The following is a 20,186-nucleotide window of genomic DNA, read 5'->3' as shown; positions in this document are numbered from 1 at the left end:
TATATTCAGTTCTATAAAACTGTTTCTTTTTATGTTTTTTTCTTATTGATCAAAATTGCAGTTTACAGAATTATTTTTAGAGGGAAAATATGCTTAACTGGTCAAATATATATACTGCTATAGTAATGTTTGTACTGGTATATTAAGGTGGATAATCGCGTAATTAATTCCTGTAATAGTAATTAATTTTATCATAGTTCCATCCATATCTTGGCAGTACTCCACTTTCTTTCTATCTTTTAAAGGTAAAAAGCATGCATATTGGGAAGGAAAATATTTATAATTAAAAATAGGAATTTTGAAACACTTATTTTTATCATGAATTGATCTTTTCAAAAGGGAGATTGAGATGGTATATAATATTGAAATCAGTTAGAAATTACTCAAGCAATTATAAAATATATAAAGAGCGCATTACCCATGAATTATACGAATATTTTAAGCATAATTTTTATTTTATCAAATCAGTAAACTAATCTGAGAAGATACTCATTTATGAAATACGAATTAATAGAGATCAGAAAAGCTTTCGAATGGCTTTATGGATCAAAAAGTCAAGCGTGTGGTTTTTTATATGAATTACAGTGTAAGGGAAGAGTATTTGAAAAAAAGTTGAAAAATTTTCTTCATTTACAATTCACAAACTAATCTATTTAGGTAAGATAGGGATAAAAATGAAAATGATTAACAAAAAACAATTAAAGCAATACTTGAAACATCAATTTAAATCGAAGGATAGTTTTTCTTTAAAAATTTATATGTTTAAAAAAGATCGCTATTTATTGATTACTTATGATCGTAAGAATTATAAAATTGCTGAATTTGGATTTGAAAAGAATGACTATCAATTATCTTCTTCAGACGAAACGTTTAAATTAGCGATTAGAAGAGCAAATTTTGAATTTAAAAACAGTCACAAATTATATGTTGAGTTGTCAGTAACATAAGGTTGACTTGCAATTTGATACGTATAAAAAAATAGGATTTACAATACTTTCTTGTTTAAATTCAGATTGATTTGATCATTGGTAGGGAAAGTGAATACGCCGAAATGTTTAAAGCTAGGTGGGAAAAGCGCTATATGACTCCTTTTTTATGAACTAGCCGAGAACACTTGCGAATTTAGTCGTGTGCTATCTTTAAAATTATAAAAACTTTCTTGATTTTGAACCAGTGATTAGAAATATCAAACTTAGTAATTGAAAACTTCAGTCCTTACAAAGAGTATTGGACAAATCGAAAAATTAATAATTTAGTTGAGTTTACTGCAAAATTCGTGGAAATAGTTAGAGGATTTTTGATAATAGGTATAAATGAATGAATAAGATGTGTAGGAGTCTTAAATAGGCTCCTTTTTTATACAATTACTGTATTAAAATAGCGTCAAAAGTGACAGAGTCAGTAAACCTCTTTTTTAATAATCTCGGCTAAATGATGCTGATGAATAGAAATCTTAGAATGATCCCATCATGTGTGAGGTTATTTTTTATTTTTTCTATAACAAGAAACACTATACTTTATTATGTTTTTGCCTATATTCTGGAACGCTCATTTTTTAAATAACATTTATGATTCTATATTTTGTATAGTCACAAATTCTGTACGGATACAATCCTTTTTTGTTTTATAATTTATATGAAAGCGGATTCTAGATAAGGGAGTTTTAAAAGTTTCATAGAAAGGAGAAATTAACCGTAGCTATATTTGCTAGTTTATTCTCATCCATTAAAAAGGTGTTGATTTTGGTTTTTATCTATCCTTCTTTTTTTAGGCTGGATGAATGGTTGCTTTTAACCTGAAAGAACTGTCTCTTTTGAGAAAATGGTGCAGAGTTGTTGAATACGTTCCTAGAAACTTGATTGGTGACGTAAAATCATAGAGCTTTAAAAGGTATTCAATTGAATACTTATACAACAAAATAGTCCAATAATTAATTTTAATGAAGGAGTGAAAAAGATGCCACAAAAAGGAAGGATATCACTGAAACCAAATATACAGAAAAAATCTGGGATACCACAAGCTATCTCTAGAGAAGCAATTGGGAAGGAAAACAACAAACTTAATGATAAGAATAAATTAGGAAATGATCAAAGAGTTTTAAACAATGTCTCCAATATATCAGGACAAACCCTCACACCTGAAGGAATAAAACGCCCAGTAGGCTGGCTTCATACATGGGGAACCTTGCTGACAATGGTTCCACCATTAGACTTTCCCGATCAACAGATTGTCTTAAAAAAAACTCCTCCAGCTTTTGAAGTGAATACACGGATTGACGTGAGAAGAGAGGGGAATCAGACAAGGATCCATTCTTTTGTTTCAACCTCCACCATCAATCGTGAGCGATTCCAGTCCTTGAAAACGCCCCATACCGGGTCTCAGCCAACCTCATCAGTCGCACTACCTTTTGTCAGTGCTAGCTCTTTTTTTGGAAATCAGACGTTCTATCAGCCAACATCACCCTCCACGCAACAGGATGTGGATGTAGCGAAGAGGGGGCATGAATTGAGTGTTTTTGTTCATCAAAAAGTTCATGAAATCTACCAACTGGCGAATTGTAGCACCACGAGAAGGTCGGATCAGGTGAACACTTATATTGTTGCAGGAGAAAGTGTGGAACAAACGAGTTTTAAAACAATCTGTCAGGATGCGGTCGGTCAAGCAGAGAGACAAAATAATCAAGAAATGAAACAAGAAAGGGCAATTCCCTCTCTTTCTATGGATCCTATGACTGATAGAACCGTTCAAGAGACTCCCGATTTTTCTGCGAAAGAGGCAGCTCGAAAATTAAGCAAGTCCTTTCAAGCTACTTATGAAAATAAACAAAATGCCACAGGTGACACAACTAATGTACATAATCAAATGACAGAAATGTTTTGGAATGGATTAACTGAAATTTTTTACCAGTTTTTTTACAAACATGAACATACAGCTTCTACTCAAGAACAAAAAGAAATAAACGGTTCGTTGCTGTCGTATTTTGCTGATTGGATACTGAGCGCCTTTTCTGTAAACTACGGGGAACAAATTCCTAATCATCGCCACTCCAAAAATAATCCACAGATTCCAATGTGGACTCACCTGACGGACAACTCGCTCTCAATCAAAACATCACGAAAAACATCGAAGAAGAAAAAGCCAGAAAATAATCCTCAGGAACTAGTGCCAGATATAGTCCCAGAATCGGTGTCGAAAGTCACACCAATGTTTTCTCCCGAAAAAGAAAGTGTTTTACCCCAAATCTGGTATTTGATAGAGGATTTTTATGGAAAGGTAGCTGGGTATATCCAACATTTTAATTTCGAAGTATTTCCACAATTAGGTGCTGAGGCAGCACCTATACCTTCGACCACTGCATTATCACCAGTGGGGGAGCCACCATTGCAATTCTCTGAAAAAGTTTCTAACGAAGCACAAGAAAAATTAGAAAATACCATTACATTATACATGCGTGGCTATAGTGGGAACCAATTGTGGAAACAAATGCCTGAAAATTTGCCCACTTTTTGGTATGATTCTGAGATTTTTGAAAAACGTGATAAGTTAGAACAAGTGAATCGAGAGGTGAATAAATTTATCTGTTCGAATATACGAAAGTGTTCAACTATGACAGGCCAAGAATTGCTTCTGGCGGTGAAAGACTGGAAAAAAGAACGAGACCTAGCGACCGTGAAAACGAAAAGAAGACAGCTCGCCAATATCATTCTTACTTCTTCAGGACTTCCTCTTCAAAAATTGACAGATACGAGGATAGCAGCAATTTTACTTCAATGGCAAAACAATAATATTTTTAAGGACTATAAATTTAAAGATATCAAACAAACGTATACAAAAATAACTGAAGGATTAAATGAATCCCAGTCAAGCACGACTATACCTATAACATTATCATCAATCAAAGAATCCACTTTACAAGAAGCAATGACGAACAATCTAATATCAGAGTTGAATGAAAAACAGTCGAGTACTGAAACAACTGTAGGAATAGAAGAGAATCAGTCTGTTACTAAGTCTCCGGAGATAGATGATTACCCACTAAACATTGAAATAAGGGTTAAACGTGAGCAGGTAGACTTACTAAATTCTAATACTCCAATAATGAAATCTTATGAAAAACTTACTACAGATGAAATAAAAAAAATAAATAGTATCATTTTAAACTTTCTGGGGGATCTTCCTTCTTCTGAACTAACTTCTGAAGAATTGCCTCCTTTTTGGTTTGATGAGGATATGTATCAGAAGCGGAATGAAACAGAAAAAGTCAATGAAGCAGTCAAAGAAATCATATGTGAAGAAAATGATCCATGTTCATATACGACAGACAAAGAAATGGTGATCGCCACACAAATCTGGCTATTAGGAGATGTAGATGAGACTGAAAGTTTAAAAAGAGCTAAGCAATTGGCTCAAAAAATTATTGAGGTTTCGGGACTTTCTAAACAAGACATGACAGAGGTTGAAGCATTTGCGATTATATTACAATGGCGAGACAATAATATTTTCAGAAATCAAAAATTTAAAGTGATTAGCCAAGCACCTGCGTCCACAAATCAACTACAGAAGACTCCCGTTTTCAAAAATTCTGAAATTGCTGGAACAACGATTCGTGTGACTGCACATTCATATGGACCAATTCCTAAAGAAGCGATGATTACCGCAAATCACATTCGTGAAGCTTATTTGAATGATCGTCCTTCTCCTATAGATAAATCTGTCCCATTGATTCCTATCTGGTACGATTATACGCTGTATAAGAAACGAGGAGACACAGATAAAGCAAATGAAGCAGTTAAAAAGTTTCTCTGCGAACAGGAGGTCACGTGTGGAGAATTAACCAACCAACAACTCGTTCTTACTGCAAAATTATGGAGGGAAAGAATACCATCATATGAAATCATTTTAGAAAAAAAGAAAGAGCTCGCCCAAGTCATTCTAAGGGCTTATGGAATAAATGATAGCGATGTTTCCGATACTAATACAGTCAGAACGATATTTCAATGGGAGAACAACAATGCTTTTGATGATTATCCAATCATTGAGCTCCTACAAGAGCATTTGCCTGAAAGTTCCTCTGAAAAGCAAACTAACCCAAGTAACGGTGAGATGAAGGCAGTTTCAGACACTATTGTAGATCCTGAATTAATAAAAGTACATCAGCTTGTTCAAGAGATTATCTATGATGTGATCCCTTTGTCCATCACTAAAGAGTCGCTACCGATTTTCTATTATGATTATGAACTTTTTCAAGAACGAGCGAAAACTATCGGGGTGAATAAAGCGTTAAAAGAGTTCTTAATAAAGGAAGGAATAGAAATCAAAGCACTATCGGAAAGTGAGCTAGCGATGGGGATGCGAAAGTGGATCGAAAAAGTGGATCCAAAAGAATCTTTTGCTAAATCAGGAAAAAGACAATACCTAGCGTATTTTATATTGAAAGCTTATGGGGTGGAAAATGTAAGACTAGGGGAGTTCATGTCTTACAATAAAATGAACGGAATTCTTATGCAGTGGAAGATCAATACATTACTTATGGGTTATTCCTATGTTAAAAATAAAAAGAAGACGATTCACCATCATATTGGAAAAACAGAACACTACTTGGTACCACATTTCAAGCAACAAAAAAAAATAAACGATCAAATCTATACCGATTTTATCCACGACAGACCTGCGTCTGTGTCTAAGGAAGAATCGATCATGCCGATTTATTCGCATTTTAATCTTTTTAAAAATCGAGATAAAACTGTAACGGTCAATGAGGCCGTCAAAAATTTTCTTATTAGGAAAGGAATTTCTTTTACTAATCATTCCACAAGTGAACTTGTCCGACAATTAAGAGAATGGATCTTTAGAGGAGAAACATATTCTGAGATTACCGAACGAGAAAAAGAAGTTGCCAAGCTGATTCGTAAAGCTTATGGTCTTATGGAAAAAGATATAGCTATCAACAAAGCACGAAATGTCTTGCTTCAATGGGTCAATAACAACGCACAGGCAGGTTATAAATATAAAGAAATTGATCGATTTGAAGAGATTCAACTCAATCAAAAGATCAAAGCGTTTATTCGTGACAACGGTGAAGCTGCAACCAAAAAAGGAAGCAGTGGAACAAAGGCTGAAGAAGACCCACCGCTAGATGAGACACAAAAACTGGAACAGCGCCTAAGAATTATTGCATTTTTAATTGAAAATGGGATGAAGCCTGAGGATACTACTCCTGACAAATTAGTATATTCAGTAGCAAATTGGGGATTACTTAAGGGGGCCGCACAAGAAACACTGGATATGGTCAAAGTAATGCAATTGGGAAAATCTCTTCTCGGAAAGCCACAAGATGCGGTTATTACAGAGCAACAAGCACTAAATATAGTGGTTGAATGGTTGTTTGAAACTGCGAAAGAAAGTACTCCCTCCCTAAGTACCACTCCGCCAGAGGTAAACAAAAAACAGATAACGACTAGTACACAGGTTCCAGTCGTAAGAAGGAGAGCCAAGTATCAGGTGATTCAATGGCAAGATCCGAATGTGAAGAAACAAATCTCACACTTTTTTCAAGAAAAGGGCTTCTTGACTGAAGAAGTAACGAACGAGAAGATCCTGATGGCGATGGGGAAATGGTTTACACTAGAAGGCAGCGGAATAGTACTCGGGCATGAACCACTTCAAGCATTAGCGAAAGTGATCTTAAATGAATTGAACCTCTATGGCGGAGAAGGAGAGACCCTTTCTGATAAGGATGCTGAATTAACGATAATGAAATGGGTATTTGAAAATACGCTAGGTAACCCTATCGAAGCGTATGCAGTCAAAAATATCCTAACAGCTTCTGATCCCTCACAATTTACTATTGGAGATCTCAGAAAGTTATTTGAAGTCAATGAATTGGAAAAAGCAGGTATCCTTGATTTAGATACGCAAGACTTTTCCGACGAGGAGATAGTTGATTTTAAAAAATTCTGGATATTATTGGTTGCAAAGACCCTCCCAAATTATTTTCTGGAAACGAGTGCTTTAGCAGATGACTTACTAATCTCCGATTATGGTTCCTTGATCCAATTGATAGGAACAAAATTATTAGAGGATGAAGGGATTCGAACACAGTACAGTCAAGAAGAAATTCGAACTATTGGAGCATTTTTCTTGGAGGAAGTTATTAAAACTGAGGTCCAGAACTTTGACGAGTTGCACTATATCTTGATTCCTGCGTTACTTAGTGTGGCTCAATTGGAACCGATGTTATTACGGAAGGCATTGGAAGAAGGAAACTATAAAGAAGTGGCTATCGGAACCTTTATGGGATATTGGCAAAAAGGAAATATTCAAATCATGGAAAATGAAAGAATATTCAATAAGGTGTTTGATCTGTATCAAGAAAACACGCTTAAATGGCGACGGAAAAAGGTGTTAGCAGAAGAGGAAGCAAAAAAATGTATCGGAGAGGGGGCAAAGACTAGCGCTCTAGTATTAGAACAGAGATATCTTGGCGGATCAGATCCTTGTCCTGACTACTTTACCTCCCCTAACATTGATGATGCCTATAAAACGTTGACAAGAGCTGTATCTGATAGTTTCTATCCGTTTGATAAAAAATTGATTGAGTATGCGACAAATTCATTTGATGCAACAGAGCGCCAGTTTGTTTTCTCCCCAGAGACTCAGACTTATTTGGCGTATGCTAAATTGGAAAGTAAACCGAGTGTTCCTGGCCGTGGCACAGCACCGCCTTTTCCAGCTGCTTATCTGAATCAGCAAGTGGTGATTCAGCTTGCTCAATGCGATCTGTTTATAGCGTTTAAAGGCTATGAAGAGCGGTTGTATGCTCTGAAGAAATTGGAGGACAACGGAGGTTACATTTACTATCGAGTGGATAAAGATCCTTCTTTATATCTTAAATTTGGATTATTTGATCAAACCGAAATCAAGAAAAAAGGCTATAAAGTAGAAGAGGATTCCATTCGTGTAGGAAATCGGCTGTATACGTTTTCGGTGCGAGCTGATCAAAGTAAAAAGTTATCTCATGGTGCTGAGAGAGAAAAGTTTATTGATACACTCAGCCTTCAGCATAGTGAGGCGCTTTATGAACAGTTGTATAAGTCAGGAGATGACAAAACGATTACACGACAAATTTGGGATGTCCTTAAGCACTTCCTTCCTTTTTATGATTGTGTGACGGGAATCGCTGAGCGAGATGCTGCCATGGCAGTTCCTTCCTGTTTGATCGATATTGTTCTTTTGATCCCAGTTTTAGGACAAATCACCGCTCTCAATACAAGATTTGCCTTAGGCGTGGCAAGAGCCATAGCAACGGGTGGGATAAGAAACGGGATTCGTAAAGGTGCCCAATTCCTTCCTAATGCCTTTGAACTCAAAAAAGTACTATACAGTGTTATACGCTATATGGATCCAGGATTTGGGTTAGTAGCTGGGGGAAGCAAGCTGCTCCTTAAAGGATTAGTGAAATTAAAAAATCAGGTGTATGTGACTAAGGAAGTGAAAGCCGTTTTAGAGAAATTATCCAAATCAATAAAAGCTTCAGAATTGCCAAGTGGGGTAGTCATGGCTCACTTACCAGATGGACCACAAGTTGCAGTGAAATTAGTCAAAGACCATTTATATACACCAGTAACAAATCTAAATACTGGAACTGTTTCTGGTAGATATTTTGTCTTGAAAGGGGATCAGTTAGAGCCATTTAGGGGTCCCGTTACTTTTACACCTGACGAATTAGCATTGATCAATCGTTTATCAGCAAAATTAAATATTCCTGAGAATGTTGTTAGTGTACCTAACGTGAATCCAAAGGCTTATGGTACTGGAACAGTACTAGTAATGAAAAAAGATGGGGAAGAAGCAAAGACTTTTATTAAAATAAATCATCAACTAGTATCTCTCCGAATCACCCCCATTGAAGGACATGGTGTACGGTTTGATGTATTGGACGGGGAGAAAATCATACCAGTGAACCATAATGGCGTAGAGTGGTATTTTGAAGCGTCAACTTCTCCTTATGTCACGAAAGAATTGGCAGATGAAGTCACTAAAAAGATCGATAAGTTTGAATCGTTGAAGGATCCAACTGTCCTTTCCCCTCCTTATGAGCATGGGCTGATGTCTAACGAAAATGGCAGAACCTACATCAAGATCAATGATCACTATATACCTCTTATCTTATTTGATAAAAATAATGGGCGGTACCATTTAGTGAAAAAAGATATGGATGAACCAATGATAGTATTGAGGTTCGATCCAGATAGTGACGGATTTAAGATGGAAACCTTCAAAGAGAAAGAAGAGTTAAAATTGCTGAATCAAGAAGCAATTATTTCGCGAAAGGGGAAAGCTCAATCTAAATGGAAATCTGGTTCATCTACAGAAAAAGATTCATCTGCAGGTACTTCCCAGGGCTCACTGAGTAGCACCCATGAAACAGGTCCAGGTACTTCTTCTCAGGGCTCGTCAATTACCTCTACCTCAACGGGAGCCATTCCCAAAGTTTTCTCCCGTCCAGCGGATATACCGACGATTGACTTTCCTGAGCCACCAAATAATTGGGCGATGTGGAAGGACTTTAAAAAGGCAGAACCTCTTCCAGATCGGATAACGATAGAGGAGGATGCGAATATCGATCTTACTAAACTCTCTGAATTCCCACCAAGTTGGGAAGCGTATTATAAAACGGGTGAAGATTCAATCAGACAAAACGTTTATAAAGCGATTGATGTAAGTTTTCCACGACCTATACCTCAGTTAGAAGTATTTACTGGGCTTGACTCAACTGGAATGCCAAACTATCTCAAACCGTTTTTTGAGCAACTTAGGGATGATTTTGAAGCGGCAAAAAAAAGGTTTGATGCCGCAGTACGATTATTTAATTCAACCTGGAAAATGGAAGACATCTCACGCACGAAAGAAGGGGCATATCTAATTGAAATGTTCAAGTTACAAGGTGTTCCCAAAGCAGAAACAGAAGAGATCCTAAGAGAAAGTATCAGAAAACTATATACGACAGCGGAGCATGGAAAGATGTTCCTTCAAAAATCAAAAGATCTCTTCTTTAAAAATGTATGGACCCTCTCGTCAAAATTAGTTTATGATAGGGAAGCGCTGAGTTATTATTCCAAAATTCAAGACATAATTAGATCGGAGGCCTTTACAGTAAAATATGATGGGGAATGTCGCATCTTTATCTTGGCAGATGCTTTTCACTTAGATCCAAAAGTTCTTCCTGAAGCACACATACAACCAACTGGTTATGAAACAGTGATGCATGAAGTCACACATATCATGTCCGATGCAGAAGACTTATTGCAGTATGGACTAGTTAGGAGAGGATTAAGGAAAAACGGGAAACGTACACTAGATTATTATGACAACAAATATCCGAATGTGATAAAAGAAGACTCTATACAGATGAAATATTATAGGGATTATTTGGCAAAAGTACTAAGTTCGCCCAACTTAACAGTAAAGATGGTTAGTGATGCGCTAGAAGTCAATCACACCTTACGAGTCCATTTTCAGTTGACAGATGCGGAAATGTTGATGACCATTCTCAGAGATCTTGTCGAAGGAAGAGCCTTTGATGATATATTTCGTGCGAAAAGAGAGAGCGATCAGGAACAAGATGGGAAGAAAAGCGACTCGCTTGAGATTATTAAGGAACAACTAGGAACAGGAGATCTATTTACGTTACAAGCATTGATATATACAAGCAAATTCGTAAATATCGAGAGAGAATTTCAGCAGAGTAAGACGCAAGAGAAAACTACCGATATACCTGAGTCAACAAGTACCAAAACTAGCAATAGCCCAAAAACTGGAAACAGAAACAAGAGAGATATAGCATCCGTCACTATCGAATCCGCAGAGAGTATAGCCAATCAAAGTTTATTAAAACTTATCAATCAGAGTATAGAAAGAAGTAATAATCCCGATTATTCTGTCTCTGATCAATCAGTAAGTACGGAGCCACGAAAGAATGTATCAAAGCGAAGTTCCTTAAATCTTGAAACTACGAATACCCAAACCCATCCCAATCACTTTGCCTCCGATCCACAAATAAGCACAGAACTTCCACTGGATAAAGCGAAGAAAAGCATGTTGGATATTGTATTCACTAGTAGAAGCAGAAGTACTCAAAAGAATCCAACGAAGGGATTCAATCCACTAACAATTAAGAATCAGAAGGCATTAATCCCTCAACATTAATTTTCTCCGTCATGTCAGAAGATAAAAGGCTCAGGATAGAGAAAAGGTGTATATCAAAAATATGTCTGTTTTTTTAGGATATATGCATGTTTATGGCTCGAAAGGTAAGTCGTGTTTGATAGGTTTATATTATGACTGAAAACTACTAGTGAGCTGACTAGTGGTTTTCTTTTATATTCTATTCAGGCTCGTTATCAAATGATTTTGATGAAGAGAAATCTTAAAATAATCATATCACATGTAATGTATTTTTTTTAAAATTTTCTATAACAAAGCTAAATCGTCTCTAGTCAAGAAGTTATCTATTGTCTGGGAAGAACCTTTCTTTTTATATAACGTTTTAATTTTATATTTGGGATAGTCACAAATTCTGTACGGATATATCTCTTTTTTTATTTTATAATTTATATGAAATCGGATTCTATAAAGATGAGTTACAAAAGTTTCATAGAAAAGGAGGAGCTAGCCATAGCTATTTTAGCTAGTTTAATATGACCCGTTTCTGATCCATTAAAGAGACTTTTATTGTGGTTTTGATCTATTTTTAGTTTTTCTAGGTTTTATGAACTGTTGCTTTGAGCCTGAAAGAATTGTCACTTTTGAGAAAATGATGCAGAGTTGCTCGATTCATTTGTAGAAGCTTGATGGATGACGTAAAACCATAGACCCTTAGGTGTTATTAAAATGAACACTTATATAACAAAATATCCAATAGCTAATTATAAAGGAGTGAAAATGATGCCACCAAAAGTAAGGACATCACTGAAACCAAAGATGAGGAAGAAGATAAGGCTACCACAAGCTATCTCTAGAGAAACAATTGGAAAGGGAAATAATAAACGAAATGACAAGAATAAATCAGGAAATGACCAAGCAAAGTTAAATTATATTGCCAATAATACGGGACAAACACTAGCCCCCGATAGTTTATTGACATTAGATGGTTTCCTTTATTTATACAGTATCTGCCAGAACGCACGATTAATCGATCCTCCTGAACAACAGACAATCATCAAAAAAAACGCCCCAGCATTTGAAGCGACTACACGAATTGATGTGAGAAGAGATGGCAATCAGATAAGAATCCATTCCTTTGTTTCCACTTCTACCATCAATCGTAAGCGAATCCAGTCCTTGAATACGCCCCATACCATGCCTCGTCAGTCCACATCAATCGCCTCACCGTTTCTCAGTGTCAGTCCTTTTTTTGCCAACCAAACGTTCCGTAATCCGACAACGTCCACACAGGAAACCATCGACGTAGCGAAAATCGCACATGAATTAAGTATTTCTGTTCACCAGAAAGTTCACGACTTCTACCAACTGGTGAATTGTACCACCATAAGAAGGACGGATCAGGTAAACACATTGATCTTCACAGGAGAAAGTGTAGAACAAACGAGTTTTACCACGGTTTGTCAAGAAGCAATCGGTAAAGCTGAGAAACAAAACAACCAAGGAATGAAAAAAGAAAGTGAGAATCCTACTTTTTCTTCTGGCCACATGACCAATACTACTGAACATGAGTTCCACCCTTTTTCTGCGGAAGAGACAGCTCAAAGACTAAGTAAAGCCTTTCAAGTTTCTTTTGAAAACCAACATAACGCCACAATAGATCCCCTAAATCCTGTACATAATGTACATAATCAAGTGACAGAAACGTTTTGGAATGACTTGACTAAGCTGTTTTACCAGTTCTTTTCCCAACATGAACACGTAGCTCCTACTCAAGAAAAAAAAGAGCCAAGCGGTTCGTTGCTGTCGTATTTTGCTGATTGGTTACTGAGTTCCTTTTCGGTAAATTATGGGGAACAAATTCCCACTAACTCACAATTAGAAAAGAAGCTAAATGTTCCGGTGAGTAACTACCACACGAACAACTCACTCCCAACCAAGACTTCACAAAAAAAATCGAAGAAGAAAAAGCAAAAAAATAATCAACAGGAACTATCACTAGAAATGGTTCCAGAATTGGGGTCGAAAGCCAAAGCAGTATTGCTTCCTGAAAGAGAAAGTTATTTGTCACCATTTTGGCATCTGACAGAAGATTTTTTTGAAAAGGTAGAAGGGTTTATTGAACATTTCAAATTCAATGTATTTCCCCAATTAGGTACTGAGGCAAGGCCGATTCCGGCACCTGTGGAAGAAAGAGAAGTTCTGATAAGTTGGAAAAAACTTTCTGTAGGGACAACAATAAAAATAAATCAAATCATGTCCGATTATCTGAATAATCTGCCTTCTACTGTACCGAATAAAGGACGACTCCCTGATTTTTGGTATGATTATGAAACATTTCAACTACGGCATAAAATACAAGAAGTCAATCAAAAAGTCAAAGACTATTTGATTGGACAAGGAGTTCCGTGTGCTGAATTATCAGTTGTGGAATTATTGAATGCTATAGAAAATTGGGAAGGAAAAGATGGGCTAGTAACGAAAATGAATAGAAGAAAACAATTAGCGAGTGTCATTCGTGAAGCTTTTGGACTTCCGAAGATCGATCTGACATATGCCCAGGCAACAAACATTCTCCTCCAATGGCGAAATAATAATATTTTTCAAGAATACTCGTTTGAAGACCGAAAACCACCAACCCCAAAAGAATCTCAACCAACAACTTTAGAAGAACTTGCGCCGACTCAAGCAACCACCGTAAACACTCAGATGAATGCAACAACTGAAGCAACCACCGTAAACACCCAGATGAATGCAACGACATTGACTTCGTCATTACCACCAGAGATAGATGCACCCAAGTTGGAATATTATGAAGACATTCCTAGAGAAATACAAGAACAATTAGAAAAAGTCGTTCAAACCTATATTCATGGCTATTCGGTGGCTAAATTATTGCGTGAAACGATCCCACCAAATTTGCCATTTTTCTGGTATGATTTAGAGATTTTTGAAAATCGCGATCAACTCGGAAAAGTGAATAAAGAGTTGAAAGCTTTTCTTTGTGAGGAAAAACAGTGGTGTCAAGATATGACAGACCAAACTTTGTTTCTAAAAATACGATCTTGGGTAGAATCAAAAAAGGCTCAGACTACGCGAACTAGAAGAAAAAAAATCGCTGGGATTATTTTAAAGGCTTCTGGACTCCAAACAAGAAAACTGACAAACTCAGAGGCAAAAAGCATTATCCTGCAATGGCAAAACAATAATCTTTTTAAGAGTTATAAGTTTAAAGAAATCGCTCCAATACATACGGAAACGACCGTTTCATTAAATGAAAATCAGTCAAACGTGACAACAGAACGGACCATCGAAACAAATTCTGTTAAGGACCAAGTGGAAATGGCATCATTTTCTACCACGCCATCCTCGAGTACTTCTGTCAAATTGTCGGCGGATGCATTAAAAATAAACAGTATCATTACCGCTTTTTTTGCTGGAAAATCTTCTCCTGTACCACTCTCTGAGAAGTTACCACTTTTCATGGATGATGCGGAGGTGTATAAAAAGCGGAATGAAACAGACCATGTCAATGATAAAGTCAAAGAATTTCTTTGTAATCAAAAAGAACCTTGCGACGGACTATCTCCTCTTCCATTGATTAATGCTATATATTGGTGGGTATGGAAAGAAGGCGAGGAGAAGAAGAAAACCAGAAGTAAAGAAATTGCTGAAGTTATTCTTAGCTCTTCGGGACTCACTGGACAAGAAGTATCCGATGATCGAGCGTCCGCTATTCTCCAACAATGGCGAAACAATAATATCTTCAAAGGGTATCAATTTAAAGAACCCAAGCAAATACCTACGGAAACAACTGCCTCATTGAAGGAAACTCCGTCCGACTTGACCACAGAACTGCTTATGGAAACAAGTTCTCTGGCGTATCAAGTGGAAGAGATTCTTCCTCCTATCGTGCAACCTTCCACTCTTTCTGAAGAAATTTCAGAGGATATGAAAAAAATAAACAGTATGATCACTGCCTATTTTGAGGGAAAACCTTCTCCTGTACCGATCTCTGAAAAGTTACCACTGATCATATATGATGAGGAATTGTATAAAAAACGCAATGAAACACAAAGTATAAATGAAGAGGTCAAAAAATTTCTATGTAAACAAAAAGTGGCATGTGAAAAATCAACTCCTCCTCAATTGATTAAGGCTACAGAGGAGTGGATAAGAAAAGGGAGAAATAAGGGGAAGGTCGCTCGGAGCAAACAAGTCGCCGATACTATCCTTAGCCCTTTGAGACTGGCTGGACAAGAGATATCCGAGGATCGAGCAGCCAGTGTGCTTCTCCAATGGCGAGAGAATAATATTTTCCAAGGATATCAATTTAAATACCTCATGAAAACGTACCATGAAACACCCATAGGAGTGCATGATACAATTGTTGTGTTGAATGAAAGCCAGCTCAACACAACGAGCCATGTGAGCCAATTGAAAAAAGGAAATGGGTCTGATCTACCTCACTCCAATATAACCACAGGATTGCCCATTGACACAAGGTCTGACAAGTCGTCCACTCCTAAATTCCAATCTCCCGATACATATGATAAAAGGTATTTAGCGTTCACAAAAAAAATAAATAGTATTATCACGGCCTTTTTAGAGGGGAAATCCTCTCCTGTTCCAACCACTGAGGTACTTCCAATCTACTATCATGAAGGAACCTATGCGGTGTATCAACAGCGACATGAAACACCAAAGGTCAATGCGGCCATCAAAAAATTACTTTGTGATCAAAAAATACCCTGTGAGGGATTATCTCTCCTTCAACTCATTACGGCGACACAGAGATGGATCAGAAAAGAAGGAAAGGAAACAGAGAAAATCAGAAGTAAACAAGTCGCTGAACTGATTCTTACCACCTCGGGACTAACTAGCCATACGATCACTCATCATCAAGCCCATGCTATTTTCTCGCAATGGCGTGACAATAATATTTTTAAGGATTACGAGTTTCAGAAACCTTCTTCAGATGATCGAATGTATAAAACTAGTGGATCAGCTGGAGCGATCACTTCTACGAATATTTATACCTACGGTGTAGTATCTTTAGCAGGAGCAGCATTGGTGAGCAAATTCCATGGGGCTTACCTAAATAAGCATCCTATGACACTACCGACCTACGAACCCCTCCTCCCTTTCTGGTTTGATTTTGCACTTTTTCAAAAACGGAATGAAACAGAGAAGGTCAATGAAGCAGTCAGTCAGTTTCTAGCTAAACAACAAGAGTTTAGTGAAGGCTTGCCCGCTCAACCCCCAGCAATTATTGCCCATGATTGGGTCCATGATGAACAAACAGATGCAGAGATTTTAGCCAGGCAGAAACAGTTGGCTCCTATTATTCTAGAGGAGTATGGGATTCGTCGAAATTTGACCGCTACGGAGGCTGTCAACACGGTTCTCCAATGGGAAAGTAACAATGTGTTCAAAGACTACACCTTTATTGAACTCAAGCAATCTTCCTTAAGTGAAAAACAATTCCGTAACGAACCACTCACAGAAAATAGTAAGATGGAGGTAGTGCCAGACACGATTAAGGATCCTGACTTAGAATTTGTCCATGGAATCATGGAAGATGTTACCAATAATATTACCCCAACGACACGTTATTCAGAGCCTCTTCCAATCTTTTATTATCATCTCCTTCTTTTTCAAAAGCGAAATGAAACGAGTGCTGTCAATAAAAAAATGCAAGAGTTTTTCACGAAGGAAGGAATGGAGATCAAAGAAAGCTCTGGTAGTGAATTAGAAAAGACCACACGACAATGGCTCGAAAAAGGAAGCACTCATGATGTCTCTGACAAATATGAAAGAAAACAATTTTTAGTCTACTTTCTCCTAAAGGCTTATGGGGTGGAGGACCTCAGACTTGGGGAGTTTCTGTCGTCCATCAAAGTACAAGCGATATTGGATCAGTGGAAAGCCAATACTTTATTAGAAGGGTATACATATCAAGAAATCACTCATACAACGATCCATCACCAATTGTCCCAAGCAGAGGATCAATCGGTGATCCGTCTTAACGAACAAAAAAAAGAAAGCCAACAAATCTACGCAGATTTTATCCATGATCGCACGCCCACGATCTCTAAGAATCAGCTTCTCCAAACCATTTATTATTATCGTACACTTTTCGAGAAACGAGAGAAAACACCAGCCGTGAATGAACTCATTCGGAAATTCTTGCTTGAACAAAAAGTTTCTCTTAAGGATCCATCCGCCAGCGAATTAGTTCGTGGGATGCAAGGGTGGATCCTTGAAGGACCCACCTATGGGTCAATTCTAGAAAGAGAAAAAAAAATTGCCCAACTTCTTCAAAAGGCATACGGTCTTGTAGTGAAAGAAAAAACGGTGAAAGAGGCACGTTATCTCTTACTGCAATGGGAAAATAACAATGCACAAGTGGGGTATTCCTATAAAGATCCGAATACGTTTGAAGCCATTGACATCAGTGTGGTTGAAGGCAAGGAAGAGGAAAAAGAAAGGATTGAGGCATTTACTCGTGAAAATAAGGAGGGGCATTCCACGAACGACCCTAACAAAGCCAAGGAAGATCTGATAACTGAACGGACGAAGGAACAAAAAGAGGATCTCCTTAAAAAAATCGTTGCTTTCTTAGGGAGGAAGAATATCAAGGTGGATGTGTCTAAACCCAATGAGTTAGTAGTAAAAACGGCAAGATGGACAACCAAAGAAGTAGAAGGAAAAGAGACGATTGATTTCACGAAAGTAAAAATGTTAGCGAATATCATCCTTGAAAAAAAAGAAGATGCAGTGATTTCGAAGGAGAAAGCACAAGCAATCTTTATGAAGTGGCTACTTGATACTACTGAAGAGGAAGCACCTACTTTCACTTCTACTGAACAAATAAAAGAAGAGATGACCCAAAGCACTCAAAGCACTCAAATAACAGAAACAACCACTGTACAGCCATCGGTTAGTGAAGGCCAGAAACCTAAATATGAAGTTCCTAATTGGCGTGATAAAAATATGAGAATTCAGGTGGCACAATTTTTCCGTCAAAAAGGGGTACTAAAAGAGGAGTCAACCCTAGAAAATATCCTCTTGGCGATGGGGAAATGGTTTACAGAAGAACGGGGTGAAATGACCCTCAGTTATAGCAAGCTCCAGTCCTTAGCTAAAGTAATCCTAAAAGAATTGAACCTTTATGGAGGCGAAGGAAACGAAACCATTTCCGATAAGAATGCGAGAATCACTATCATGAAATGGGTGACTGAAAATATACTGGGAAGTTCGATGGAAGGATATATGCTTAAGAAGATCCTAGATTCTCCCAATTCTTCTGAATTCACCATTGGTAATCTCAGAAAACTCTTTGAAACGGATGCCCTTATTAATTTCTCTACGTTTAGGGTCTCAAAAGAAGAGTTAACGATTGTTCAAAAGCTATGGTCTCTATTTCTTAAAGAGGTATTACCAAATTATTTTCTTGAGACAAGCGCCTTGGCGGATGAATTGCCAATTTCTAATTATGACTCTTTGATGCAGCTGACAGGGGCCAAGTTACTAGCAGATTTAGACATTCACACACAATTCAATCAAGCAGAAATTCAAACGTTCGGTACGTTTATCTGGGATAAAATTAGTAAATATGGCATAAAAAAGGTGGAAGAACTACGTTATACGGTCCTTCCCGCATTACTTGCGATTGCTCAGTTAGAGCCAGATCTATTACGGAAAGCGTTGGAAAAAGGCGACTATCAAGAAGTGGCCTTAAGCACTCTTATTGAATATCATCAAAATGGGTATTTACAACTGAAAGAGCATCAGGACACGCTTTATGATCTTTTTACCGCTTATCAAAAAGAAGTTCTGAACTGGCGACGAAAACAAGCATTAGCAAAAGAGGTGGTTCAGACTTACCTCCAACATGCAAAGGGAAAAGCATTATTCCCTGCTTTTGTGTTGGAACAAGATTATCTTCTAGGAAAGAGTCTGAGTATCAATGACTATACTTCACCTGATTTAGGAGAATGGTATAAGCGATTAACCAAAGCTGTGTCAGATAGTTTTTATCCATTGGATCAAAAACTGATTGAGTTTGCATTGAATGCATTCGATCCTGAGGAAAGGGAGTTTATTTTCTCCCTTGAAACAGAACTTTACGAGGCGTCTGCTCAATTAGAACATACTCAGGTGACCCCATTGATCTCCTCTTATCCTATTGTTATACAGACTCAACTTAAGCTAGAGCAAACCGATTTATTTGTCGCAGTCCAAGGAGAGGAAGAGCGTTGGTATGCTTTAAAAAAATTGGATATGGATGGGGGCTATGTTTTCTATCGAGTCGATAAAAACCCGTTGGCATATCTCCAATATGGACTACTGGATCAGAAAGACATTTGGGGACAAGGCTACAAAAAGGTAGGGGACAGTATTCTTCTAATAGGAAATAAGTACTTTACATTTATCACGCACATTGACCGAAGTAAGAAATTATCTCAAGGGGAGGAGAGACAACCTTTGATTGATGCGTTCAGTCGGAAACATAGTGATAAATTGTATGATGAGTTATATAAATCGGGGAATGATAAAGCCATCTTGGAACAAATATGGGATGTTGCCAAGCACCTTATCCCCTTTTACGATTGTGTGACAGCTTCCATTGATAAAGATGTTGCAGTTGCGGTCCCTTCTTGTACGATTGATATCGTCCTCTTGATTCCGGTTTTTGGACAAGTAACTTCCCTTAGTTCGAAATTTGCTTTTGGAATGGCCAAAGCAATGGCGACAGGGGGAATAAGAAATGCGATCCGTCAAGGGGCTCGATTTACTCCCAAAATTTCAGAAGTCAAGTCTGTTCTAGTAAATATCAGACGATACCTTGATCCAGGAATCGAAACCATCGCTGACGGGAGTAAATTTGTGGTCAAGGAGTTAGTGGCTTTAAAAAATGAAGTTTGGGTAAAAAAGAACGTCAAACAACTTTTGAAAAAAATTGACGGTTTGGTAAAGGAGACACCTACGTTACCGAAAGATGTCATCAGGACTTACTT

The 20,186-nt window shown here is 37.4% G+C and carries 3 protein-coding genes; all 3 read left to right on the top strand.

Annotated features, from left to right (window positions below):
- Positions 1-680: 680 nt before the first annotated feature.
- Positions 681-947, top strand: coding sequence for a hypothetical protein (locus tag A5844_RS03685; protein WP_256924513.1), 267 nt, complete (start codon positions 681-683; stop codon positions 945-947).
- Positions 948-1,956: 1,009 nt separating this feature from the next.
- Positions 1,957-11,208: a QWxxN domain gene (locus A5844_RS03680; protein ID WP_086283925.1), complete on the top strand. Its 9,252-nt coding sequence runs from the start codon at positions 1,957-1,959 to the stop codon at positions 11,206-11,208.
- Positions 11,209-11,946: 738 nt separating this feature from the next.
- On the top strand, positions 11,947-20,186 hold an 8,240-nt coding region (locus A5844_RS14150), incomplete at its 3' end, for a QWxxN domain (protein WP_086283924.1).

The organism is Candidatus Enterococcus wittei (assembly GCF_002140175.1).
In the GTDB taxonomy this organism is placed as follows: domain Bacteria; phylum Bacillota; class Bacilli; order Lactobacillales; family Enterococcaceae; genus Enterococcus_B; species Enterococcus_B wittei.
The sequence above is the reverse complement of the archived record's forward strand: the minus strand, read 5'-3'. Positions and strand labels throughout refer to the sequence as shown.